Source organism: Actinosynnema sp. NPDC059335 (genome assembly GCF_042752395.1).
Lineage (GTDB): Bacteria > Actinomycetota > Actinomycetes > Mycobacteriales > Pseudonocardiaceae > Actinosynnema.
This window is the reverse complement of the sequence record NZ_JBHYXZ010000017.1, coordinates 14693-38041: the sequence shown is the minus strand read 5'-3', so window position 1 is coordinate 38041 and position 23349 is coordinate 14693. Positions and strand designations below refer to the sequence as shown.

Below are 23349 nucleotides of genomic sequence, written 5' to 3'. Positions count from 1 at the left end.
GGGGGCCGGGTGTGGGGGGGGGGGCGGGGGGGGGGGGGTTTGGGGGGCCGCGGGCTCGCGTTGGGGGGCGCGGGGGGGGTGGTGGGGGGGGGGGGGGCCCCCCCGCGACCCGGAGCAGGCCCGCTTCCTCACGCTCGCCTCGCTGCGCTGGGTGCTGCGCCACCGCGCGTACACGCCCTGGTACCTCGTGCGGTACTGGCGGCTGCTGCGGTTCCGCCTCGCCAACCCCCACGTGGTGCTGCGCGGCATGGTGTTCCTCGGCAAGAAGGTCGAGCTGCACTGCCGCCCCGGCTACGGGCGGCTGGAGATCGGGCGCTGGGTGCACATCGGCGACGGCAACGCCATCCGCTGCCACGAGGGGTCGCTGAGGATCGGCGACAAGGCCGTGTTCGGCAAGGACAACACGGTCAACTGCTACCTGGACGTGGAGATCGGCGCGGCCACGCTGATCGCGGACTGGGTCTACATCTGCGACTTCGACCACGTGACCGCGGACATCACCCGGCCGATCAAGGACCAGGGCATCGTCAAGTCGCCGGTCCGCATCGGACCCGACTGCTGGCTCGGCACGAAGGTCACCGTCACCCGCGGCACCCGGATCGGGCGCGGGTGCGTCGTCGGGGCGCACGCCGTGGTGCGCGGCGACGTGCCGGACTTCAAGATCGCCGTCGGCACGCCGGCCCGGGTCGTCAAGGACCGGCGGGCCGACTACGAGGCCGACGCCGAGCGCCGCGCCGCCGTGGAGGACATGGCCCGCAAGGCGCAGGAGGCCCTGGAGCGGTCTCGCAACGGCTCGTAGCCGCGCGCAGAAGTGCGGCCCGGCGGGCACGCGCGGCCGGCAGGATCAGCCGGACCCCGCCGTACCCGACCGTGGAGCGCCCGTGTCACGACCGGACCTGTTCACCTACACCGGCGCGCTGCGCGTCCTCGGCAGGTACGAGCGGCCGTTGTTCGACAAGGTCGACGTGGCGCTCGGCGGCGCGATCCTGCTCGGCGGCGCGCTCGGCGCGCCGGACGTGCTCGGCCTGATCGACCCGAAGAACGAGGCCATGTCGTCGCTGCGCAAGGTGCTCGACAAGGTCTCCGCCCGGCTCACCGGCCTGTCCGGCGCGCACCGCCAGGAACTCGTGGCCGCCGCGCACACGGTGATCGCGGTGAACTCGGTCTTCGACGCGTTCCGCGACCAGGTCGGCGACCGGTTCGACCTGCTGCGGGTCACCGACGCCGAGAAGTTCCGGGCGCTCGGCGTCGAGCCGACCGGGTCGACCGAGGCGGGCGCGCTGCCCGCGCTGTCCGAGCTGAACGTCCCGGCCCCCGACGCCACGCGGGGCTTCCAGCAGAACCTCGACGGCCCGCTGAGCACGTTCTTCTCGGCGGCGACGGCGGCGGTGGCCGAGTTCCTCGGCGGGCTCGCCGCCTGGCAGGCCCTCGCGGGCGGGCGCGACCTGGTCGTGCCGTCGCTGGTGGTCGAGCGGAGCCGCGAGCAGTACGTGCACCACTTCCTGGGGCTGGCGGCGTCGATCCCGGAGTTCGAGGTGTGGACGTTCATCGGCGAGCACTCGGCCACCCGCGCGGCCGTCGAGGCGGGCAACGACCGGCTGGCCCGGGCGCTGGCCGCGCAGACGGAGTCGCTGGAGCGGTTCGCCCGGCTGCTGGCGCGGTCCGCGCCGGGGCAGCTCGGGCCGGACCGCTCGTACCGGGCCAAGCTGGAGAAGGCGGCGCTGGCCACGCTGGGCAAGCCCCTGCTGCGGACCAACCCGGACACCCAGCCGGTCAACGCACGCTTCCCGTCCGTCGAGCGCGGGTTCGTCGCGCCCGGCTACCGCGTCACCGTGCACGACGAGAAGTCCGTTCCGTCGTCGGAGGAGTGGTGGTCGTCCAACACGGTGGTCGAGGAGGACATCGACGCCTTCCTCGCGGCCCACCTGGCGAGCCCGACGAGCACCGCGCGGCCGCTGCTGGTCCTGGGGCACCCCGGCGCGGGCAAGTCGCTGCTGATGGAGGTGCTCGCGGCCCGGCTGCCCGCCGCCGGCTACACCGTGGTGAACGTCCAGCTCCGCAAGGTGGACGCGGACGACAGCGTGCGCGGGCAGATCGAGACGGCGTTGACCGACGTGCTCGCCGAGAAGGTGGACTGGGGCAGGCTCGCCGACGAGTGCGGCGACAGCATCCGCGTCGTGCTGCTGGACGGCTTCGACGAACTCGTGCAGGCCAGCGGCGTGACGCAGTCCAACTACCTGCGGCAGGTCCTCGACTTCCAGGAGCGCGAGGCCGACCTCGGCCGGCCGGTGGCGGTCGTCATCACGTCGAGGACGCTCGTCGTGGACCGGGCCCGCATCCCGCACGGCGTGCCGATCGTGAAGCTGGAGGAGTTCGACGACGCCCGCATCGGCAAGTGGCTGGACGCGTGGAACCGCGCGAACGCCACCACCCCGGGCTTCCGCCCGCCGACCCCGGCCGACCTGCTCCGGCACGGCGACCTGGCCCGGCAGCCGCTGATCCTGCTGATGCTCGCCATCTACGCCGCCGACACCGGCAGCCGGCCGGACGACGAGGACCTGTCGCCGGCCGAGCTGTACGAGCGGCTGATCGACTCGTTCGTGGTGCGCCAGGCGCGGGACAAGGGCCGGGTGCAGCCGTCGGCCGCGCAGGTCGCCAAGCGGGTCAAGCAGAGCAAGTGGCAGTTGGGCATCACGGCGCTGGCCATGTTCAACCGCGGCCGGCAGTACGTGGAGGACGCCGAGCTGAAGCGCGACCTCGCGCCGTTCGCCCCGCCGCCGGAGGTCGTGCAGCGCACCACCTTCGACGACCCGCTCGACACCACGGACCGGATCGTCGGCGACTTCTTCTTCATCCACTCGGCGCAGGTGAACCAGCGGGACGACGCGGCCGGCCGTCGCCGGACCTACGAGTTCCTGCACGCCACGTTCGGCGAGTACCTGATCGCCGAGGTGACGGTGAAGCTGCTCCTGGCGATCCTGGACGACCGGGCCCGGCGCGAGTCCCAGCCGTTCGAGGACTTCGGGCTGCTGGACGACGCCCGGCTGTTCGCGCTGATCTCGCACCAGGCGTTCACCAAGCGGCCGCCGGTGCTGGACTTCGCGGCCGGGCTGTTCGGCGCGCTCGACGGTGAGGTGCGGGCCGGCCTGGTGGACGTGCTGGACGAACTGATCCGTTCGGTGCACCACCGGGTGAAGCACGACCGGTACCCGACCTACGACCCGTCCGGGGCCACGCTGGTGACGCGGGTGGCCGCCTACTCGGCGAACCTGGTGTGCCTCCGCGTCCACCTGGACGGTTCCCCGGTGCCGCTCGACAGCCTGTTCGGGGAGCTGCGCGAGTGGCAGTCGATGGTGCACCTGTGGCACTCCGGACTGGACGCGGACGGGTGGGAGAGCCTGGTCGACACGCTCACCCTCGATCACCACGAAGATGCCCGGTTCATCACCCTGCGCGACGACGACGGAGTCGGAGAGCACGTGGCGGCGGCCCGGTTGGTGGGTGATGCGACGCTCGAAGGCGCAATCCGCGCCGGGACGTACTTCGTGGACAACGACGTCACCTCGCGGAGGGCCGAGCAGGAGCTGTTGTCCGAGCTGTCGCGGTGGATCATGTGGAACACCGGGATGAGCAACCAGCGGATCACCCTCCCGTTCGACGTCAGGGCGCTTGACCGCATCCTGGACCGACTCGACGCCGGCGTGCCGCTGAACAGGCGGGCGCACAGCATGCTCCTGTTCGCGTTGTCCCGCGAGTCGTGGCGACTGCCGACGGAGACGGTGTCGAGGGCAATCCGCCTGCTCGTCCTGGGGTCCGGGTACGGCAACGCCTCCGAGATGTGCTCCACCGTCTGCGCCCATCCGCGCTTGCTGGACGAGGTCAGCGGCTTGGTCGAGCACCTGGTCGACGCGGTGATCGCCGACCCGGCCAGCCGCCTGACCTGCCTGGTGATCGCGTGGCGCGCGAACGAGACTACGGGCGACCGCTTCAAAGGTCTCCGGAGGCTCGTCGACCGGTTCAACAGACTCGCGCGCCGCATCGAGGACGGGAAGTGGGTCGACGCCTACTTCCCCGTCGAGTTCTACGACTACCTGTCAGCCTCGCTCGCGTCGAACTGGGCGTTCGACCGTAAGCTGCTGGAGGAGCTGCGGCGGACGTCCGCAAAGGTCTTGGGCCTGGTCGCGCCGCGCCCCTTCTACGAGGTGGCCAAGAGGTTCATGGCGGGCAGCGCGCCGGAACAGGACATCCTCGACTTCGTCCACGAGTACGCCTACCACGCGCACGGGGTGAGCGAGCCGTACGAGGACCTGCCCGCTGCCATGCTCGCCCTGAAGCGGATGGCGGAGGGCTAGAGGAAGACGTTGCCGGTCGGGATCTTGGGACGCCCCAGCGGCGGGTGGTCGCGCACGGTGGCGGCCCGGTAGACCGACGCCGTCCCGGCGGCGATCTTGGCCCAGTCGAAGTCCGTGGCCAGGCGGGACTTCGCGGCCTTCGCCCGGCGCGCGGCGGCGGGCCGGTCGTCCAGCACGGACCGGACCGCGCCCGCCAGCGCTTCCACGTCGCCGGGCGCGAACGACAGGCCGGTCACGCCGTCCACCACCACCTCGCCGAGACCACCGGCGGTCGAGGCGACGAGCGGCGTGCCGGCCGCCGCCGCCTCCAGCGCCACGATGCCGAACGGCTCGTACCGGCTCGGCAGCACGACGGCGTCCGCCGCGGCCAGCGCCGCCGCCAGCGCCCGGTCGGACAGGTGGCCCACGAAGTCCACCGCCCGGCGCACCTTGTGCTTGCGCGCCTGCTCCACCAGCCAGTCGCGGTGCGTGCCGGTGCCCGCCACGACCAGCCTCGTGCCGGGGTGGGCGCGGCGGATGCGGGGCAGCGCGGCGATCAGGTCCTGCACGCCCTTCTCCCACTCCAGCCGGCCGAAGAACAGCAGCAGCGGCGCGCCGGGGGCGCTGTGCGCGGTACGGGCGGCGGCCACGTCCGACGACCGGACCCGCCACCGGCGCGGCTCGATGCCGTTGTGCAGCACCGTGACCGACGACGGCTCCACCTCGAACAGGTGCGCCACCTCGGTCCGCATCGCGGCCGAGCACGTGATCAGCGCGTCGGCCCGGTTCGCCAGCCACCACTCGACCGAGTGGACCTGCTGGTTCAACGTCTGCGACAGCCACCCGCTGTGCCGCCCGGCCTCGGTCGCGTGCACGGTCGCCACCAGCGGCGCGCCGCACTGCTCCGCCAACGCGATGGCGGGGTGCGTGACCAGCCAGTCGTGGGCGTGCACCACGTCCGGCCGCCAGTCGCGCAGCAACGCCGACCCGGCCCGCGTCATCGCGTGCCCCATGGCCAGCGTCCACGCCACCAGGTCGCGCTCGAACACCAGGTGCGTGGGGTCCTCGGCGACCCGGATCAGCCGCACGCCGTCGACCACGTCGTCCGTCGTGGGGTGGGTGATCGCGTCCGTGCCGGCGGGTTGGCGGCACAGCACGACCACGTCGTGCCCCTGCGCGGCGAGGTGCCCGGCCAGCGCGTGCACGTGCCGACCGAGCCCGCCGACGACCACCGGCGGGTACTCCCAGGACAACATCAGCACGCGCATGGGCCATCCTCGCATCTCGGCTCCGCGACCCCGGTGGGCACAGGGGGAAGTGGTGGTGCGGGCGCGCCCCGGGTTCGGGCGGTCGCGTGCCGCGCCGCGTCCCTCGCGCCCCACCGGGTCACCCGTGCACGGCGCGCCCGCGGACCACCGGCCGACGCCTCGCAGGCGGACCCGGTGGTGCGGGCGCGGACCGACGACCCCGGCGCGGCGGGCGTCACGCACCGGCAGCACGGCGATCCCGGCGTGGTGGGCGGCGTCAACTAGCCAGCCCTCGCGCGTCGAGCCGGCCGAACGGCCCGTCCACCCGGCGCAGCTCGGCCGCCCGGTCGTGCCCGCGCCCGGCCCGCCGCAGGGCGACCAGCTCGCGGAACCGGTCGGCGTGCGCCCTGGCCCGGTAGCGGGCGTAGTCGGCGGCCGAGTCCTTGGTGACCATGAACGCCCAGTCGCTGGACAGCGCCAGCAGCGCCTCCCGCACGGCCTGGTCCGCGACCGGGTCGCGCACGACGCCGGTCACGTCCAGCGCGAGCAGCTCCCGCTGGACCTCCTCGTTGCCCTGCACGATGTCGGCCACCTGCGGCCCGTTCCACACGTGCCAGTCCTTGCCCGAGCCCCACGACGACGGCGGCACCTCGACCGGCGCGCCCACGTGCCCGGCCTCGACCGCGCCGCGCAACGTGGTCACCCGCACGCCCGCCTCGGGCAGCAGCCGCAGCACCGCCTCCAGCCAGGCCGGCCCCTCGTGCCACCAGTGCCCGTACAGCTCGGTGTCGTACGCGGCCACCACCAGGGACGGCCGGCCGTGCTGCTCCTTCAACGCGCGCAGCCGCCGCACCACCGTGTCCACGAAGTCCGCCGCGTGCCGCCGCACGGCCGCCGCGGCGGGCTCCGGGTCGTACGGCCGCTTGTCCGCCGGGTCCACGTGCTTGCCCGTGACCCGTGACGGCTTGAGCCCGCTGGGGTGGTCGTAGGTGTGGAAGTCGCGGTAGGCCGGGTCGCCGGGGTAGCCGACCTTGGGCGACCACACCCGGTACGACACCTCCAGGTCGCGCCCGAACGCGATCACGTCCGACGTGCCGACCGGTCGGCCGGCGGCGGTGTCGCCGCGCAGCGACGGGCCGTCCACCAGGAACCGCCGCACGCCCACCCGCGCGTAGTCGTGCTCCATGCCCGGCGCGTACGCGCACTCGGGGGCCCAGATGCCCTCGGGCGTCGACCCGATCCGCAACGCGGTGTCGGCGAGCCCGGTGCGGAGCGAGAACGCCCGCAGCCGCGGGTCGAGCAGCGGCTGGAACGGGTGCGCGGCCGGGCCGCCCAGCAGCTCGATCGCGCGCGCGTCCACCAGGGACCGCAGCAGCGGCGAGAAGCCGTGCCGCCACCGCGCCTCGAACCGCTCCAGCGCCCACGCCGACGCGCGGTGCTCGCGCGCGGCCAGGTCCGGCAGCCGGAACGACGCGCCGTGCGCCCGCAGCTGCCAGTTGCCCAGCCAGTCGTGCAGGCCGCGCAGGCAGTGGGGGTCGTCCAGCTGCGCCGCCAGGACCGGCGTGACGCCCAGCGTGAGCACGTCCTCGCGGCCCTCGGCGGCGAACCGCTCCAGCAGGTCCACCACCGGCAGGTACGAGTGCGCCCACGCCTGGTACAGCCACTCCTCGCCGACCGGCCACGCGCCGTGGTGCGCGAGCCACGGCAGGTGGCTGTGCAGCACCAGGCAGAACGTGCCCTCGTCGCGGGTCACGGGCGCACCGCCACGGCGACCAGGTCCAGGCTCGCGTCCAGGTCGTCGGTGGTGACCTCGAAGTCCTCGTCGCGCACCGACGCCACGGCGGCCAGCAGGTCGTCCGGCCACGTGCCGCCGTCCACCACCACGGCCACCTGCGCGTCGATGACCGACCCGCCGAACCGCTCGTCCAGCGCCCGCAACGCCGGGCCGTGCCGCAGCCCGGCCAGCAGCTCGACCCGCAGGCCCGCGCCGACCAGCAGGTCCCGCAGCTCGGCGGCGGCCAGCTCACGGGTGTGGAACGGGTTGAGCGGGGTGTCGCGGCCGGGGGAGAACGTGATCCGGTTCGGCGTGGTGACCAGGAGCCGCCCACCGGGCCGCAGCACCCGCGCGCACTCCGCCAGGAAGCCCTCCTGGTCCCACAGGTGCTCGATGACCTGGAGGTTCGCCACCACGTCCACGCTCGCGGAGCGCAGCGGAAGCGACGCGAGGTTGCCCCGCAGCACGGTCAGCTCCGGGTACGCGCGACTCGCGTGTGCCGCCGTCGGCTCGTCGTAGTCGAGCGCGACGACCCGCGCGGCGTGCCCGGCGATGAGCGCCGCGCCGTAGCCCTCGCCGCAGCCCGCCTCCAGCACGACCGCGCCCGCGCAGTGCCGGACGAGGTGCCGGTAGGCCGCCTCGTGGCGGCGGAACCAGTAGTTCTCCTCGACGATCCCGGGCACGGTGCGCTCACCGGTGAGGGGCAGCGGCTCGACGGTCACCCGGCCAGCCTAGTTGCTCGTTACTCGCGGGTAGGCAGGGCCTGCCCTGCCGACCTTCACTGTTTCGTGTGAACCCCGGTTCCTCCGAGTGTGGGAAATTGTCGCCAGGTGCGGTGTCAATGCCGCGAATGCGTTCGATGAAACGACCCGATCGTGTGACTTGAATCGACTTCAGCTGGATCTTCCGCGATCGTGTTTCCGCAGCCAGCGGCGCGCATTGCCGCCGTTGTGCCGGGGTAGTCGTGGGTGGTCAGGTGCCGGTGGGGTGCTTTACGCTCGTACCCTCGGCCAATCTTCGAACGAGCGGGGCCGCCATGGTTGCGAAAGAGCCGGAGATTGTTCCGCTGCACGCTGGTTTCGACGTCGTCTACCGCGGTTTCCACCGCCGCCAGGTGATCGAGCACCTCGAGAACCTGGACGAACAGCTCAAGTACTGCAACCTCGACCGCGCCGAGGCGCTGGCCCAGGCCGCCGACCTGCGCAAGCTGCTGGAGATGACCCGCAACGACCTCGACCAGGCGCGGGCCCGGATCGAGCGGTTGGAGATGTCGCCCGACACGACGGCCGGCGCGTCCGAGCGGTTGCACCGGATGCTGACCCTCGCCGAGGACGAGGCGAACGACCTGCGGTTGCGCGCCGAGCGCGACGTGACGGCGTTGCGCGAGCGCACCGAGGCGGAGCTGGCGCAGCGGCGGCGTCAGCTGGAGGACGAGCTGGCCGCCCAGCGGGCCGAGGCCGAGGAGGAGGCGCGGCAGCAGCGCGACGCCGCCGGGCGGCGGGCCGCCGAGCTGGACCAGCGCGAGGTCGACCTGGAACGCCGCCGGGCCGAGGTGGAGGCGCACCTCGTGGCCCGCGCGGAGCAGGTCGAGGCCGAGTGCGCCGCCGCCGTGGCGAAGGCCGAGCAGGAGGCGGAGCAGGTGCTGCGGGCCGCGGCGGAGCGGTGCGCGCGGCTGGAGGCGGAGTCGGACGACAAGCGGGCCAAGGCGCAGAACTTCTTCGAGCTGACCATGAACCGGCGTCGCCACGAGGCCGAGCAGCACTTCGCCGAGCAGGAGGAGCTGGCCAAGGCGCGGGCCGCGTTCCTGATCAAGCTGGCCGCCCGCGAGGCGAACCGGCGCATCGACGAGATCCAGCGGCAGTCCGACGAGCTGCGCGAACTGCGCCACACCGTGGCCGCCCAGGTGGCCGCGGCCCGGGTCGCGCTGGACGAGGCGGCCGACCGCGTGCCCAACCTGATCCCGGAGCAGACCACCGTCGAGCAGGCGAGCGGCGAGCAGGTGGCCGGGCAGCGGGAGGCCGGGCAGCAGGAGGTCGGGCAGCACGAGGCCGGGCAGCAGGAGGCCGGTCAGCACGTGAGCGCCCGGCAGGCGGGCGGCGACGGCAGGCGGGTGGACGCTTGACCGCGGCCGGCCGTGCGGGAACGGGAGTGGGGACGCGGTGATGTACGAAGCGGCCGTGGTGTTCGGGTTGTGCGCGTTGTCCTTCGCCGCGGGCTGCGTGCTGACGGCGGTCATGCTGCGGCGCGACCAGCCGCCGCCCGAGCCCGTGCCGGAACCCGCGCCGGCGCCGCGCGAACCCGAGTTCGCCGCGCCGTTCCCGCCGGAGGAGTACGTGACCAGGCCGATCCACCGCAACCCGGTGCTCGGCATGCCGACCGCCCTCGCGCCCGCACCGGCGCCGACGCGCCCGACCCTGGTGCTCGTGCCCACCCCGAGACCGGAGGCCGGCGACCGCGTGCCGCAGGACGAGGTGCGCCGGATGCGCGTGGTCCGCCTCACCGCCGAAGCCGGGGAGACCGATCCCGCCGGAGCGGAGCCCGTCGAAGCGCGGCCCACCGGGAAAGCCGAGCCGGCGGAACCCGAGCCCACCGCCGAAGCCGTGCCGGCTTCAGCCGAACCCGCGAAACCCGTGCCCGTCGCGGAACCCGTCGCCGCCGCCGAAGATCCGGCCGGACCGGAGGACACCGCCGACCCGGCACGTCCCGCACCCGACCCCGGCACCCTCCCGCGCACGGCAGGAGCGGCCCGCCGCGACACCGGTCGCTAGCGGGCCGCCCCACGCCAAACCGCGGTCAGTGCCTGCCGCGGAACCGACGCAGCACCTGCTGCGCCTTGGCCTTGTTCCGGGGGTCGCGAGCCGCCTGCTTGACCTGCTCGGCGACCCGACGGCCCTGGGGACTGCGGGCGAAAGCGGCGAGCTTGCTGAACAGAGATGCCATGTACAACTCCTTCCCTGTTCGGCCAACGTTCAAACCCCGCTGGGAGTTCCTAAACGGGCGAAACGGTCACGCCGAGCGCCCCCGGACCCACGTGCGCGCCGATCGCGGAACTGACCTGGGTCACCAGGAACCGGCGCACGTTGGGCAGCTTCGCCCGCAGCTGCTCCAGCACGGTCCCGGCCCGCTCGGCCGCGTCGAAGTGCTCGACCGCGATGTCCACCGCGTCCCGGCCCGCCTTCCCGGCCGCGATGTCGACCAGCTTGCGCACCGCGCGCTCCGCGCCGAGCGCCTTGTCCAGCGGCGCGATCCGCCCCTCGGCCACGGTCAGCAGCGGCTTCATCGACAGCGCCGAGCCGAGCAGGGCGGCGGCCCGGCCGATCCGCCCGCCCCGCTGGAGGTACTCCAGCGTGTCCACGTAGATCAGCTCTGTGCTGCCCCGCACGACGTGCTGCGCGGCGGCCAGGACGCGGTTCACGTCTCCGCCCGCGGCGGCCGCCGTGGCGGCGGCCACGACCGCGTACCCCAGGCTCATGCCGCACGTCCGCGTGTCCACCACGTGCACCGGCACGCGCACCTGGCCGGCGGCCCGCCGGGCGGCCTCCACGGTCTGCGACAGGCCGGTGGACACGTGCAGCGACACGATCGCCTCCGCGCCCGCCGCCTCCGCGTCGGCGTAGGACCAGAAGAACGCGCCCGGGTCGGGCGGCGCGGTGGTGACGTCGAGCCGGTCGCGCAAGGCGTCCACGAGCTTCGGCACCGGCACGCGGACCTCGTCGTCCACCCAGTCGCCGATGCGCACCTGGATCTGCGCGACGGTCACGCCGAGCTTCTCGGTCAACTGCGGCGGCAGGCACGCGGTGGAGTCCGTGACAATCGCTACTCGCCGGGACATGCGCTCGAACCTAGCCCAATAGGGGGAGCGTCTGTAACGCCGTCGTGCGGAGAAGCGACATTGTCCGAATGGCCCGGAACGGCCAGTGAGCATCATCACCCGGTGGTGGTGCTTGCTGCTGTTTGCACCTCTGCTACCGGTGGGTAACATGCGGGTGGCCGACACCACCATGCCAATGCGGCGATGACATGGCAGGGTCACGAGCAATCCGGCGGCCACCGGCAACCACCGTCGCCGCACTCACATCGCCGCCCGTCCGCAGGAGGTCGAAGAGGACCCATGAACATTGTCGTCCTGGTCAAGCAGGTGCCCGACACCTGGTCCGAGCGCAAGCTCGCCGACTCCGACCACACCCTCGACCGCGAGTCCGCGGACGCCGTGCTCGACGAGATCAACGAGCGCGCCGTGGAAGAGGCGCTGCTGCTCCAGGAGGCGCACGGCGGCGAGGTGACCGTCGTCGCGATGGGTCCCGACCGCGCGACCGACGCGATCCGCAAGGCGCTCTCCATGGGCGCGGACAAGGCCGTCCACGTCTCCGACGAAGCCCTGCACGGCTCCGACGCGCTCACCACCGCGAAGGTCCTGGCCAAGGCCATCGGCACGATCGAGGGCGTCGACCTGGTCATCGCGGGCAACGAGGCCACCGACGGCCGCGCGGGCGCGGTGCCCGCGATGCTGGCCGAGCTGCTGGGCCTGCCGCAGGTCACGCAGGTGCGCAAGCTCACCGTCGAGGGCGGCACGGTCAAGGCCGAGCGGGAGACCGACGAGGGCGTGGCGCACCTGGAGGCGAGCCTGCCCGCGGTCGTCAGCGTGAACGAGAAGATCAACGAGCCGCGCTACCCGTCCTTCAAGGGCATCATGGCGGCGAAGAAGAAGCCGGTGAGCACGCTCACCGTCGCCGACCTGGGCCTGGACGCGGGCGAGGTCGGCCTCGGCGCGTCGTGGTCGCAGGTGCTGGAGTCGGCCCCGAAGCCGCCGCGCGGCGCGGGCCAGCGTGTCGAGGACTCGGGTGACGGCGGCGCGAAGATCGCCGAGTACCTGGTCGGCCAGAAGCTCATCTGAAGGCGAGGAGAAGCATGTCCGAGGTACTCGTCCTCGTCGACCACGTCGACGGCGAGGTCAAGAAGGTCACCTATGAGCTTCTATCCGCCGCGCGCCGTCTCGGCGAGCCGGCCGCGGTGGTGGTCGGATCGCCCGGCACGGCGGGCAAGGTGAAGGAGTCGCTGGGCCGCTACGGCGCGGTGAAGGTGTACGCGGCGGAGTCCGAGGACGCGGTGAACCACCTGGTCACGCCGAAGGTGGACGCGCTCGCCGCGATCGCGGGCACCGCCTCGCCCGCCGCCGTGCTGGTCTCGGCGACGCTGGAGGGCAAGGAGGTCGCCGGCCGCCTCGCCGTGCGCCTGGGCTCCGGCCTGCTCTACGACGCCGTGGACGTCGACGGCGAGGGCGTCGCCACGCAGTCGATCTTCGGTGGCGCGTACGTGGTGAAGTCCAAGGTCACCAACGGCGTGCCGGTCATCGCCGTGCGCCCCGGTGGCGTCGAGGCGTCCGAGTCGCCCGCCGACCCGGTCGAGCAGGCCGTCGAGGTGCCCGCCGGCAACCCGGCGCTGGTCACCAGGGTCACCGGCCGCGAGCCGGTCGTCGGCGGCGACCGCCCGGAGCTGACCGAGGCGTCGGTCGTCGTGTCCGGCGGTCGGGGCGTGGGCAGCGCGGAGAGCTTCGCGGTCGTGGAGAAGCTGGCCGACAGCCTCGGCGCGGCGGTGGGCGCGTCCCGGGCCGCAGTGGACTCCGGCTACTACCCGCACCAGTTCCAGGTCGGCCAGACCGGCAAGACGGTCTCGCCGCAGCTCTACATCGCCCTGGGCATCTCCGGCGCGATCCAGCACCGGGCGGGCATGCAGACGTCCAAGACCATCGTCGCGGTCAACAAGGACCCGGAGGCGCCGATCTTCGAGATCGCGGACTTCGGCGTGGTGGGCGACCTGTTCGCGGTCGCGCCGCAGCTGACCGAAGAGGTCGCCAAGCGCAAGGGCTGACCCGAGCCCGCACCCGGGGGCCGCTCCGCACCGCGCGGGGCGGCCCCCGTCGCGCGTCCGGCCTCACCGGGGTTTAACCGACCTGCCACTGAGGCGTCATCGGAACGACCTGCTCCCGGTCGCCAAGCGGTCGGTAGACCAGACCCATGACGCAGCCGCAACTGCTTGTCAGCACCGGTGACGCCGCCTCCGACGCGCCGCGCTACTCCCTGCTGGTCGCGCGCGACAGCGACGAGGTCGTGGCCGCGCAACGGCTGCGCCACCAGGTGTTCGCCGCCGAGATGGGCGCCGTGCTGCACACCACCGTGCCGGGTCACGACGTCGACCGCTTCGACGCGTTCTGCGACCACCTCGTGGTGCGCGACGACCGCACCGGCGACATCGTGGGCACCTATCGGATGCTGCCGCCGGAACGCGCCGCCGAGGCCGGCGGCCTGTACTCCGACGGCGAGTTCGACCTCACCGCCCTGGACCCCCTGCGGCCGTCGTTGGTAGAGACCGGGCGGTCGTGCGTGCACCCGGACCACCGCAACGGCGCGGTCGTGTCGCTGGTGTGGGCCGGGATCGCCCGCTACATGCTGCTGTCCGGGCACTCGTGGCTGATCGGCTGCGCCTCGGTGCCGCTGCACGACGGCGGGTCGTTCGCGGCGGGCGTGTGGGACGCCGTGCGGGCCAGGCACTACTCCCCGGACGAGTACCGCGTCACGCCGCGGACGCCGTGGGACGTCGACGCGCCGGCGCGCCCGGACCGGACCGTGCTGCCGCCGCTGCTGAAGGGCTACCTGCGGCTGGGCGCGTGGGTGTGCGGGCGGCCCGCGCTGGACGCCGACTTCGGCGTGGCCGACCTGCCCGTGCTGCTCGGGATGGACCGGGTCGACCAGCGGTACCTGAAGTTCTTCCTGGGGGAGACGGCGTGAACAAGCACGCGTGGATGCCCGTGTCGCCGTGCGGCGACGGGTGCGTGGACCACTCGACCGCGTCGGTCGGCCCGGTCCGGGCGGCGTGGCGGGTGGTGGCGGCCTCGGCGGTGCTGCTGTGCGGGCCGCTGGTCGTGCTCGGCGTGCTGTGCGTGCGCGGACGGGCGCGTGCGGTGGTGCTGCGGCGGTGGTTCCGGGCGCTGCTGCGGGCCTTCGGGGTGCGGTTGCGGGTCGTCGGGCCGGTGTTCCAGGAGAACCCGGGACGCGGCGTGCTCGTGGTGTCCAACCACGTGTCCTGGTTGGACGAGCTGGCGATCGACGCGGTGCAGCCGATCCGGATGGTCGCCAAGCGGGACATCCGGGACTGGCCGGTGCTGGGCCGGCTGATCACCGCCGCCCGCACGGTGTACCTGGACCGGGAGCGGCTGTCGCTGCTGCCCGGGACGGTGGCCGAGCTGGCGGCGGCGCTGCGGGACGGCGCGGCGGTCGGCGTCCACGCCGAGGGCACGACCTGGTGCGGCGTGGCGTCCGGGCGCTACCGGCCCGCCCTGTTCCAGTCCGCGCTCGACGCGGGCGTGCCCGTGCGACCCGTGGTGCTGCGGTACCTGCAGGGTTCGGCGACATCCACCCGGCCCGCGTTCATCGGGTCCGACACCCTGGTCGACTCCATGCTGCGGGTGCTGCGCTCGCGCGACCTGGTGGTCGAGGTGCACGTGCTGGACGAGATCGCCCCCGGCCGCGCCGCGAACCGCCGTGAGCTGGCGGCCCTGGTGCAGCAGGAGGCCGAACGGGTCGCCTACGGCTCGATCGACCTCCCCGCGCCCCGACCGCACGCCACCACATCGACCGCCGAGGCGGCCTGAGCCGGGACCGGGCGAGCGACGGACGACCACCGCGCCGACGCCGGTGGTCCGGTCGTCGGCGAGGCTTCGACCTGCGTCATATTGCCTTGACCTCGACCCCGGTGGAGGTTGAACCATTGAGCCGTGACGACGACGAGCGAGACCCCCGCGAGGAGCAACCTCTGGACGCCCGAACGGCGAGGGCCGACGCTCGGGATCATCCTGCTCGTCACGTTGCTCGCGTTCGAGAACATGGGCGTCAGCACGGCGATGCCGCGCATGGTCGCCGAGCTGGACGGCAACGAGCTGTACGCGTGGCCGTTCCTCGCGTTCCTCGCCGCGAGCGTCGTCGCCACCGTGCTGTCCGGGCGGCTGAGCGACCTGCGCGGACCGCGGCCGTCCCTGCTCGTCGGGCCCGCCCTCTTCCTGGTGGGCCTGATCGTCGCGGGCCTGGCCCAGGACATGCCGCAACTGCTCGCCGGCCGGGTGCTCCAGGGCATCGGCGGCGGGGCGCAGGTGGTCGCCGTCTACGTGCTGATCGGCCTGGTGTACCCGGAACGCGACCGGCCCGCCGTGTTCGGGCTGCTGGCCTCGGCGTGGGTGGTGCCGTCGCTGGTCGGACCGGCGCTGTCCGGGTGGCTGACCGAGGCGCTGAGCTGGCGCTGGGTGTTCCTGGGGCTCGCGCCGTTCGTGCTGCTGGTGCCCGTGCTGCGGAACCTGCCGCCGCACACCCCCGACCGCAACACCCGCCGCGGGTTGCCGCTCGCGGCGCTGGGCGCGGGGTCGGGCGTCGCGGCGGTGAGCTGGGCGGCGCAGCACCCGACCGGCCTGGACCTGGTGATCGGCCTGGCCGGCCTGGTCGTGCTGGCGCCGTCCCTGCGGGTGCTGCTGCCCCGGGGCACGCTCACCGCCCGCCCCGGCCTGCCCGTGACGATCCTGTCCCGCGGCCTGCTCGCGGGCTCGTTCTTCGCCGTCGAGGCGTTCATCCCGCTCACGTTGACCTCCGTGCACGGGTACTCGGCCATCGCCGCCGGCATCCCGCTCACGCTGAGCGCGCTGGGCTGGTCCACGGCCGCCTGGTGGCAGTCGCGCAAGCCGGAGATCCCGCGCGAGAAGCTGGTCCGCTGGGGGTTCGCGATCAACGCGGCGGGTATCTCCGGAGTGACGCTCATCGCACCGTCCTGGGGTCCGGCCTGGGCGACGCCGGTGCTGTGGGCGGTCGCCGGCGCCGGGATGGGGATGGCCATGTCGAGTCTGAGCGTGCTCACCCTGGGCGCGTCCACCGAGGTCGACCGGGGGTTCAACTCCTCCGCGCTGCAGATCAGCGACATGCTGGGGTCGGCGCTGCTGGTCGGCCTCGGCGGCGTGCTGGTCACCACCTTCGCCTCGGCCGCCGCGCCCACGGCCGCCGTGGTGCCGTTCGACCTGCTGATGGCGGGGGTCGCGGTCCTCGGTGCGGTGCTCGCGGGCCGGCTCGGCCGGGCTACCCTGGGAAGCTGATGGCCTACTTCGACCACGCCGCCACGACCCCCATGCTCCCCGAGGCGATCGAGGCGATGACTCGGGCGTTGTCCACGACGGGCAACGCCTCCTCGTTGCACACCTCGGGCCGGCGGGCGCGGCGGGCGGTCGAGGAGGCGCGGGAGGACATCGCGGACGCCCTCGGCGCGCGACCGTCCGAAGTGATCTTCACCAGCGGTGGCACGGAGAGCGACAACCTCGCGGTCAAGGGCGTGTACTGGTCCCGCCGCACGTCCCGCCGCCGGCGCGTGGTGGCGTCGTCGGTGGAGCACCACGCCGTGCTCGACGCCGTGCAGTGGCTCGTGGACCACGAAGGCGCCGAGGTGACCTGGCTGGAGCCCGACGGGCTCGGCCGCATCCGGCCGGAGGCGCTGCGCGACGCGCTGGACGACGACGTCGCCCTGGTCACCGCGATGTGGGCGAACAACGAGGTCGGCACGATCAACCCGGTGCGCGAGCTGGCCGCGCTGGCCGCCGAGCGCGGGGTGCCGTTCCACACCGACGCGGTGCAGGCCGTGGGCGCGGTGCCGGTCGACTTCGCCGACTCCGGCGCGGCGGCGCTGACGCTCACCGGCCACAAGGTCGGCGGGCCGTACGGCGTCGGCGTGCTGCTGCTGGGTCGTGACGTGGCGACGACGCCCGTGCTGCACGGCGGCGGGCAGGAGCGGGAAGTGCGGTCCGGCACGCTGGACGTGCCGTCGATCGTGGCCCTGGCCGCGGCGGTGCGGCACGCGGTGGACCACCGCGCCGGGACCGCCGCCCGGGTGGCCGCGCTGCGCGACGAGCTGGTCGAGTCGGTGCGGCGGGTCGTGCCGGACGTGGCGGTGAACGGCGACCCGGTGCACCGGCTGCCCGGCAACGCGCACCTCACGTTCCCCGGCTGCGAGGGCGACAGCCTGCTGATGCTGCTGGACGCCAAGGGCATCGAGTGCTCCACCGGCTCGGCCTGCACGGCGGGGGTGGCGCAACCCAGCCACGTGCTGCTGGCCATGGGCGTGGACCCGGTGCTCGCGCGCGGCTCGCTGCGGTTCTCCCTCGGCCACACGTCCACGGCGGCCGAGGTGCGGGAACTGGCCGAGGTGATCGGTCCGGTGGTGGAGCGGGCCCGCACGGCGGGCATCGCGGGGTTGAAGCGGCTGGCGGGCAAGGCGACGGCGGAGGTGTGACGGGCATGCGGGTGCTGGCGGCGATGAGCGGCGGGGTGGATTCCGCCGTGGCTGCGGCGCGGGCGGTGGAGGCGGGTCACGAGGTGATCGGCGTGCACCTGGCGTTGTCGGCCAAGCCCGGCACGCTGCGCACCGGCGCGCGGGGCTGCTGCACCATCGAGGACGCCCGGGACGCGCGCCGCGCGGCGGACGTGCTCGGCATCCCGTTCTACGTGTGGGACTTCGCGGAGCGGTTCACCGAGGAGGTCGTGGACGAGTTCGTGGCCGAGTACGCGGCCGGCCGCACGCCCAACCCGTGCCTGCGGTGCAACGAGAAGATCAAGTTCGAGGCGCTGCTGGACAAGGCCATCGGGCTGGGCTTCGACGCGGTCTGCACCGGCCACTACGCCCGTCTGTCCACTGTGGACGGAGTAGTGGAGTTGCGCCGTTCGGCGGACGACGGCAAGGACCAGTCGTACGTGCTGGCGTCGTTGACGCACGAGCAGTTGGCGCACGCGATGTTCCCGCTCGGCGACTCGACCAAGGCGCAGGTGCGGGCCGAGGCCGCCGAGCGCGGCCTCCAGGTCGCGGACAAGCCCGACAGCCACGACATCTGCTTCATCCCCGACGGCGACACGCGCGGCTTCCTGACCAGCCGGCTCGGCGAGCAGCCCGGCCTGCTGGTGGACGACGAGACCGGCGCGGTGCTCGGGCGGCACGTCGGCGTGCACGAGTTCACCGTGGGCCAGCGCAAGGGCCTGGGCATCGACGCGCCCGCGCCCGACGGGCGGCCCCGGTACGTGCTCTCGCTGGAGCCGGTGAGCGGCACCGTGCGGGTCGGCGCGGCGGAGCGGCTGAAGGTCACCGAGATCGTCGCGCGGCGGCCCGTGACGAGGATCTCCTTCGACGGTCCGGTCGAGTGCGTGGCCCAGGTCCGGGCGCACGGCGGCCTGGCGCCCGCGGTGGCCGAAGTCGTGGACGGCGAGCTGCTGGTGCGCCTGCGCGAGCCGCTGAGCGGCGTCGCGCCTGGTCAGGCGGTCGCGGTGTACCGGGAGGACGCGGCGGCGGGCGATCTCGTGCTCGCCAGCGCCACCATCGCCGCGACTCGGTGAAGTCCGGCTTGTGGTTTTGTCGGTGTCGCCTGCGACACTGCGTGCGTGCCGTATGACAACGCACGACGCCGGAGGTCGCTGGTGGACATCGGGACCCGGGTGAGGGTGCTCTCGAGCAAGCTCGACCACCCGTCCGCGCAACGTCTCGACGAGGAGCAGTTCGAGCGGCTGCGCGCGGAGGTGCGCACGCTGCGCTGGGTGGTCCGGGAGCGCCTGCACCGGCCCGAGTGGGCCGAGCTGATCGAGCAGGTGGAAGCCATGGTCGAGCGGGTCGAGAAGCTCGACCCGGCGCTCGCGCGCGAGGTCGAGGTGCCGCCGCAGGCCGGCATGGCGCAAGGGGGCGTGGCGCGCCCGCGCGTGTCGCCGGACCTGGGGCGGGTGACCGAGAGCCGTTGACCGGACGGATGGGGGAGTTGTAGGCCGCCGCGGCAGGCGGTGGGAGACGAGGGCGACGGTCCGGGCGCCGCGGTGCCCGGACCAGGTCGCAAGGCGGCCCGCCGTGCGCGGACCTGCGCGAGGGGCCGCGTGCTAGGGCGTCCAGTCCGTGTTCGCGCCGCACAGCACCACGCACGGCAGCTCGCCCGGCACCCGCCCGGCCAGCCACGCGGCGAACGGCACGGCCGCCGCCGGTTCCACGGCCAGCCGGAACTCCTCCCACAGCCGGTCGCGGGCGGCGAGGAGTTCGGCGTCGGTCACGAGCACGGACGTCACCGGGTGCGTGCTCAGGATCCCGAACGGGACCTCGCCCACCCGCGTGGCGCCCAGCGCGGACGCCGCGACCGAGTCCACCTCGGCGTCCACCGGCTCGCCCGCCGCCAGCGCGTGGTGCAGCGCGCAGCACCGCTCCGGCTCGACCGCGACGGTCGGCAGGCCGGAGGCCAGCGCCGTGCCCGCGGCCAGCCCGCCGCCCCCGACGGCGACCGCGATCGCGTCCACGTCCGGCGCGTCCGCCACCACCTCGGCGGCGACCGTGCCCTGACCTGCGACGACGGTCGGGTCGTTGTACGCCTCGACGTAGAAACCGGGCGTCTCGCGGGCCGCCAGCACCGCTTCGGCGTACGTGTCGCCGTGCCGGATCAGCTTCGCGCCCGCCGCCTCGATCCGCCGGACCTTGCCCTCCGGCGCGCCCACGGGCACGAACACGGTGGCGTGCAGCCCGAGGAGCTGCGCGGCCTTCGCCACGCCGAGGCCGTGGTTGCCACCGGACGCCGTGACCACACGATCGGGTGAGTCGGCGGCGATCAGGGTGTTCAGCGCGCCGCGCAGCTTGAACGAACCGGTGAGCTGGAGGTGCTCCAGCTTGAACACGACGGGCCGGCCGTCCACCTCCGTGCGCCAGGTCGGGGTGCGGCGGGCGTGCGGGCGGATGCGGTCAGCGGCGGCGGCGACTTCGGGGGTCATGCACCCAGCATGCGCTCAGCCCGTGAACCACCTGTAGACCCACATGACGAGCGTCACCGCGCCGACCACGAAGCAGAGCAGCACGACCACCAGGCCGACCAGCACCAGCACGTTCGTGCCCCACGAGGAGTCGCGGTCGTCGGCCACCGACAGCTCCGCGCGCAACTGCTCGTTCGCCGCCTCCTGCAACGCCACCAGCCGCTGCCGCGCGGTCTCGGTGGCCGCGCCCGCCTCGCCGCCGACCCAGTTCATCGCCGCCAGCCGGGCCATCGGCGTGCGGTAGGCGCGTTCGAACGCCGCCACCTCGGCCTCGTCGCGCACCTCGGACAGGTAGCTCCAGCGCCCGGCCTGCGCCGCGTCGCCGAGCAGCCGGTACACCGCCGCCAGCCGGTCCCGCAGGTCCAACCGGTCCGGGTAACTGGTGACCAGGCCGACCAGCCGCTGCCGTGCGCGCAGCACACTGGCCAGATCGCCGCGTTCGACCTCTTCGGCGGCCCTGCGGAGCGTCAGCTCGACCGGCATGGACCACATGGTCCCAGCCGGCGCAACCGTAGGATTTCCGGGTGATCGCGGTGTCGGTGGTGACCTTCGGCCTCGCCTGGTGGCTCGGCCTGTACCTGCTCGTGCGCGATCACCGCAAACCCCTGCTCCGGCGGGCGGCGGTCGGGCTGCTCGCCTACGCCCTGGTGATCGCCCTCCCGCTGCCGGCGGTGGCGCTGGCGGTGCCCGCGGTGGCGTGGACCGGGGTCGTCGTGTGCTGGCTGCCGGTGCGGTACGACCGGTGGTGGCGCTGGAGCGCGGCGCCGTTGCTGGTCGCGGCGTACTTCGTGCCCCTGGTGGTGCTGGCCCCGTTGGCCGTCGCGGTGGTGCTGTGCCTGCGGCTGCGGCGGGCGTTGCCGGGCGCGGCGACGGTGCTGTTCGGGCTGAGCTGCGCGCTGCTGCTGGTGGACGTGCTGCCGGAACCGCTGGTGATCGCCTCGGCCGGGGTGGACCTGCTGGTGTTCGGGGTGCTCGTGGCCGTGGCGGACGCGTTCGACGAGGGCGAGGCGATCCGGGCGGACGTGGTGCGGTCGCTGCTCACGTCGGCCGGGTTGGCGGCGGTGTTCGGCGGGCAGGTGGCGTTGTTCCTGGACGACCGGCTGGTGCCGCTGCTGTACGGCACGGTCGCCGCCGCGATCGCGGTGCAGGTGCTGGCCAACCCGCTGGCGCTGCTGGTGGACAAGGTCGCCGTGCCGGAGGTGGCCGCGACCCGGGCCGAGCTGCGCGAGGCGGCCGACGCCCTGCCCCGGCGCGCGCCGCTCGACCAGGCCGAGCTCGTCAAGCTGACCAGGCGGGCGTTGAGCAACTACGGCGACCTCGGCAAGCTGGTCGCGAGCCCGTTGACGGAATTGCCGGTGATCGACGCCCGGCTCGCCGCCCGGGGCGCGTCCGACCAACCGCTGGAACGTGCGGCGGAATTGAAGGCGTTGTTGTCGGAGGGCATCCAGCGGCTCAAGCCGCGCGACGGTGAATTCGGCACCAGCGACGAATGGCGGCACTACAACGCGCTGTACTTCTACTACGTGGTCGGTATCCGGCCGTACAGCAGGCGGACCAAGCGCGAGGACCTCGACCCGGTGGCGCGGCGGGCGTTGGCGTGGTTCGTGGACCAGGTGCCGGAGCGGACGCTGCACAACTGGCAGAACGCGGGGGCGAAGCTGATCGCCGAAGACCTGGCCGCGCAGGTCGAGGCGGTGTGACCGGCAGTCGATGGCAGCGTTCGGCGTACCGCCGGCAGGAGCGCCGGGCCTAACTTCCGGGCCATGACGACAACTCGCGTGCACCACGACGGCCTGCTCCGCTTCGCCCTCAAGCTCGACGGCGTCGCCTCGGGCGGGCTCGGCCTCCTCGCCCTTTTCCTCGACCTGCCCACGGGATTGCCGCGCGGTCTGGTGATCGGGCTCGGCGCATTCCTCGTCGCTTACGGCGCGGGCGTTTTCGCGCTCGGCCTGCGACCCGTTCGGCCAGTGGTCGCGGTGGTGATCGTCGGTAATTCGGTGTGGGTGCTGGACAGCTTCCTCACCGCTTTTGCCGGGTGGTTCCCCGTGACCGGGCTGGGCGTGTTCCTGATCGTCGCCCAGGCGATCGCGGTGGCGGGCTTCATCACCCTCCAGGTGCTGGGTCTGCGCCGTTCGGCCTGAGCGTCCGGCTGCGGCCGCGGAACTCGGCCACCACCTGGTCACCCCGGCGCACGGTGATGTCGTAGATGCCGCTGCGCCCGAACCGGGCCCGTTCCACCGCCTCGGCCACCAGCTCGTCCCCCGCGTGCACGGGGGCGATGAAGTCGATCTCCGCCTGCGCCGCCACGGTCACCGAGCCGTGGCGGTTGCACGCGCAGGCGAAGGCGGTGTCCGCGAGCAGGAACACGTACCCGCCGTGCCCGATGCCGTGGCCGTTGACCATCAGGTCGGTGATGGTCATGGCGAGCCGGGCGGTGCCCTCGCCGAGTTCGAGCGCCCGGATGCCGAGCGCGGTCGACGCGGCGTCGTTGGCGAGCATCTCCGCGGGTCCGTTCATGCCTGCACCTTAAGGTTCGCTGGTGCTGGACATCATCCGTGCGATCGGGCTGTTCGCCGTGACGAACGTGGACGACATCGTCCTGCTGGCGCTGTTCTTCGCCCGGGGCGTGCCCGCGTGGCGCGTCGTGCTGGGCCAGTACCTCGGCTTCGCCGCCATCCTGGCCGTCTGCGTGGCGGCCTCCCTGGGCGCCACCCTCCTGCCCGCCGCGGTCCTGCCGTGGCTGGGCCTGCTGCCGTTGGCGCTGGGCGTGAAGGCGGCGTGGCAGGCGTGGCGGGGCGGCGACGACTCCGAGCCGGCCGCCACGGGCGCACTGGGCGTGGCCGCCGTGACGTTCGCCAACGGCGGCGACAACATCGGCGTCTACGTCCCGGTCTTCACCACCACCGGCATCACGACCTACGTGGTGGTCTTCCTGGCCCTGGTCGCGGTGTGGTGCGCAACCGCCCGCCACATCGCCACGCGTCCCACCATCACCAAACCCCTGACCCGCTGGGGTCACATCCTCCTGCCGGTCGTGCTGATCGGCATCGGAGTGCTGATCCTGGTGAGCGGCTAGCGTGCAGCGGTGGGGGGGGGGGGGGGTGGGGACGACCCACCCACACCAAGAGCGCGCGGGGGGGGGGGTGTGTTAT

The 23349-nt window shown here is 73.5% G+C and carries 23 protein-coding genes; 15 read left to right on the top strand and 8 right to left on the bottom strand.

Going from position 1 to position 23349, the window contains the following annotated elements; translation table 11 throughout:
* Nucleotides 1-151 precede the first annotated feature (151 nt).
* Both ACFXGA_RS08250 and ACFXGA_RS08245 read left to right on the top strand, forming a co-directional pair.
* Complete coding sequence (locus ACFXGA_RS08250) at nucleotides 152-799, top strand: acyltransferase (RefSeq protein ID WP_378085485.1); 648 nt, start codon at nucleotides 152-154, stop codon at nucleotides 797-799.
* An 82-nt stretch (nucleotides 800-881) separates the two neighbouring features.
* The gene (locus ACFXGA_RS08245) at nucleotides 882-4352 is read left to right on the top strand and encodes an NACHT domain-containing protein (RefSeq protein ID WP_378085482.1); all 3471 of its coding nucleotides are present in this window, start codon (nucleotides 882-884) and stop codon (nucleotides 4350-4352) included.
* On the opposite strand, the gene ACFXGA_RS08240 is transcribed toward ACFXGA_RS08245, so the two are convergent.
* The 3 genes from ACFXGA_RS08240 to ACFXGA_RS08230 form a co-directional block, all read right to left on the bottom strand.
* Nucleotides 4349-5599 (bottom strand): glycosyltransferase family 4 protein, encoded by a 1251-nt coding sequence (locus ACFXGA_RS08240; RefSeq protein ID WP_378085480.1) that lies wholly within the window; start codon nucleotides 5597-5599, stop codon nucleotides 4349-4351. The genes ACFXGA_RS08245 and ACFXGA_RS08240 overlap by 4 nt on opposite strands.
* A 256-nt stretch (nucleotides 5600-5855) precedes the next feature.
* Nucleotides 5856-7331, bottom strand: coding sequence for a 1,4-alpha-glucan branching protein domain-containing protein (locus ACFXGA_RS08235; protein WP_378085478.1), 1476 nt, complete (start codon nucleotides 7329-7331; stop codon nucleotides 5856-5858).
* The gene (locus ACFXGA_RS08230; protein ID WP_378085476.1) at nucleotides 7328-8074 is read right to left on the bottom strand and encodes a class I SAM-dependent methyltransferase; all 747 of its coding nucleotides are present in this window, start codon (nucleotides 8072-8074) and stop codon (nucleotides 7328-7330) included. Before ACFXGA_RS08230 ends, ACFXGA_RS08235 begins: the two co-directional genes overlap by 4 nt.
* Nucleotides 8075-8388: 314 nt before the next feature.
* On the opposite strand from ACFXGA_RS08230, the gene ACFXGA_RS08225 reads away from it, so the two are divergent.
* Both ACFXGA_RS08225 and ACFXGA_RS08220 read left to right on the top strand, forming a co-directional pair.
* A complete protein-coding gene (locus tag ACFXGA_RS08225) occupies nucleotides 8389-9474 on the top strand; it encodes a hypothetical protein (protein WP_378085474.1) in 1086 nt (361 codons plus the stop codon).
* A 40-nt stretch (nucleotides 9475-9514) separates the two neighbouring features.
* Nucleotides 9515-10120: a hypothetical protein gene (locus ACFXGA_RS08220; protein ID WP_378085472.1), complete on the top strand. Its 606-nt coding sequence runs from the start codon at nucleotides 9515-9517 to the stop codon at nucleotides 10118-10120.
* A gap of 25 nt (nucleotides 10121-10145) precedes the next feature.
* Here ACFXGA_RS08220 and ACFXGA_RS08215 read toward each other — a convergent pair whose 3' ends face one another.
* On the bottom strand, nucleotides 10146-10292 hold the full coding sequence (locus tag ACFXGA_RS08215) for a hypothetical protein (RefSeq protein ID WP_378085470.1): 147 nt from the start codon (nucleotides 10290-10292) through the stop codon (nucleotides 10146-10148).
* Between the two features lie 49 nt (nucleotides 10293-10341).
* Nucleotides 10342-11184 carry a DegV family protein gene (locus ACFXGA_RS08210; protein ID WP_378085468.1) on the bottom strand — a complete coding sequence of 281 codons (843 nt, stop codon included), beginning with the start codon at nucleotides 11182-11184 and terminating at the stop codon, nucleotides 10342-10344.
* Nucleotides 11185-11463: 279 nt separating this feature from the next.
* Between ACFXGA_RS08210 and ACFXGA_RS08205 the strand changes: the two genes are divergently transcribed.
* The 8 genes from ACFXGA_RS08205 (at nucleotide 11464) to ACFXGA_RS08170 (ending at nucleotide 19153) form a co-directional block, all read left to right on the top strand.
* Nucleotides 11464-12246 carry an electron transfer flavoprotein subunit beta/FixA family protein gene (locus ACFXGA_RS08205; protein ID WP_378085466.1) on the top strand — a complete coding sequence of 261 codons (783 nt, stop codon included), beginning with the start codon at nucleotides 11464-11466 and terminating at the stop codon, nucleotides 12244-12246.
* A 14-nt stretch (nucleotides 12247-12260) separates the two neighbouring features.
* Complete coding sequence (locus ACFXGA_RS08200; protein ID WP_378085464.1) at nucleotides 12261-13220, top strand: electron transfer flavoprotein subunit alpha/FixB family protein; 960 nt, start codon at nucleotides 12261-12263, stop codon at nucleotides 13218-13220.
* Nucleotides 13221-13366: 146 nt separating this feature from the next.
* Nucleotides 13367-14137 (top strand): GNAT family N-acetyltransferase, encoded by a 771-nt coding sequence (locus ACFXGA_RS08195; RefSeq protein WP_378085462.1) that lies wholly within the window; start codon nucleotides 13367-13369, stop codon nucleotides 14135-14137.
* Entirely contained in the window at nucleotides 14134-15000 is an 867-nt protein-coding gene (locus ACFXGA_RS08190; protein WP_378085460.1) for a lysophospholipid acyltransferase family protein, read from the top strand. The genes ACFXGA_RS08195 and ACFXGA_RS08190 overlap by 4 nt, the downstream gene beginning before the upstream one ends.
* Before the next feature lie 123 nt (nucleotides 15001-15123).
* Nucleotides 15124-16479, top strand: a complete 1356-nt coding sequence (locus ACFXGA_RS08185) for an MFS transporter (RefSeq protein WP_378085458.1) — start codon at nucleotides 15124-15126, stop codon at nucleotides 16477-16479.
* Nucleotides 16479-17666, top strand: a complete 1188-nt coding sequence (locus tag ACFXGA_RS08180; RefSeq protein WP_378085456.1) for a cysteine desulfurase family protein — start codon at nucleotides 16479-16481, stop codon at nucleotides 17664-17666. The genes ACFXGA_RS08185 and ACFXGA_RS08180 overlap by 1 nt, the downstream gene beginning before the upstream one ends.
* A 5-nt stretch (nucleotides 17667-17671) precedes the next feature.
* The gene (mnmA, locus tag ACFXGA_RS08175) at nucleotides 17672-18757 is read left to right on the top strand and encodes a tRNA 2-thiouridine(34) synthase MnmA (RefSeq protein ID WP_378085454.1); all 1086 of its coding nucleotides are present in this window, start codon (nucleotides 17672-17674) and stop codon (nucleotides 18755-18757) included.
* Between the two features lie 99 nt (nucleotides 18758-18856).
* On the top strand, nucleotides 18857-19153 hold the full coding sequence (locus ACFXGA_RS08170; protein ID WP_378085452.1) for a hypothetical protein: 297 nt from the start codon (nucleotides 18857-18859) through the stop codon (nucleotides 19151-19153).
* Between the two features lie 132 nt (nucleotides 19154-19285).
* Here ACFXGA_RS08170 and ACFXGA_RS08165 read toward each other — a convergent pair whose 3' ends face one another.
* Together ACFXGA_RS08165 and ACFXGA_RS08160 are read right to left on the bottom strand one after the other, a co-directional pair.
* Nucleotides 19286-20158 carry a serine/threonine dehydratase gene (locus ACFXGA_RS08165; protein ID WP_378085450.1) on the bottom strand — a complete coding sequence of 291 codons (873 nt, stop codon included), beginning with the start codon at nucleotides 20156-20158 and terminating at the stop codon, nucleotides 19286-19288.
* Between the two features lie 15 nt (nucleotides 20159-20173).
* Nucleotides 20174-20680, bottom strand: a complete 507-nt coding sequence (locus ACFXGA_RS08160; RefSeq protein WP_378085448.1) for a DUF6584 family protein — start codon at nucleotides 20678-20680, stop codon at nucleotides 20174-20176.
* Nucleotides 20681-20721: 41 nt separating this feature from the next.
* On the opposite strand from ACFXGA_RS08160, the gene ACFXGA_RS08155 reads away from it, so the two are divergent.
* Nucleotides 20722-21897: a hypothetical protein gene (locus tag ACFXGA_RS08155; RefSeq protein WP_378085446.1), complete on the top strand. Its 1176-nt coding sequence runs from the start codon at nucleotides 20722-20724 to the stop codon at nucleotides 21895-21897.
* Between the two features lie 78 nt (nucleotides 21898-21975).
* Nucleotides 21976-22338 (top strand): hypothetical protein, encoded by a 363-nt coding sequence (locus ACFXGA_RS08150; RefSeq protein WP_378085444.1) that lies wholly within the window; start codon nucleotides 21976-21978, stop codon nucleotides 22336-22338.
* Here ACFXGA_RS08150 and paaI read toward each other — a convergent pair.
* Nucleotides 22301-22714 (bottom strand): hydroxyphenylacetyl-CoA thioesterase PaaI, encoded by a 414-nt coding sequence (paaI, locus tag ACFXGA_RS08145; RefSeq protein ID WP_378085442.1) that lies wholly within the window; start codon nucleotides 22712-22714, stop codon nucleotides 22301-22303. The genes ACFXGA_RS08150 and paaI overlap by 38 nt on opposite strands.
* A gap of 19 nt (nucleotides 22715-22733) precedes the next feature.
* On the opposite strand from paaI, the gene ACFXGA_RS08140 reads away from it, so the two are divergent.
* Complete coding sequence (locus tag ACFXGA_RS08140) at nucleotides 22734-23273, top strand: cadmium resistance transporter (protein WP_378085553.1); 540 nt, start codon at nucleotides 22734-22736, stop codon at nucleotides 23271-23273.
* Nucleotides 23274-23349: the final 76 nt, after the last annotated feature.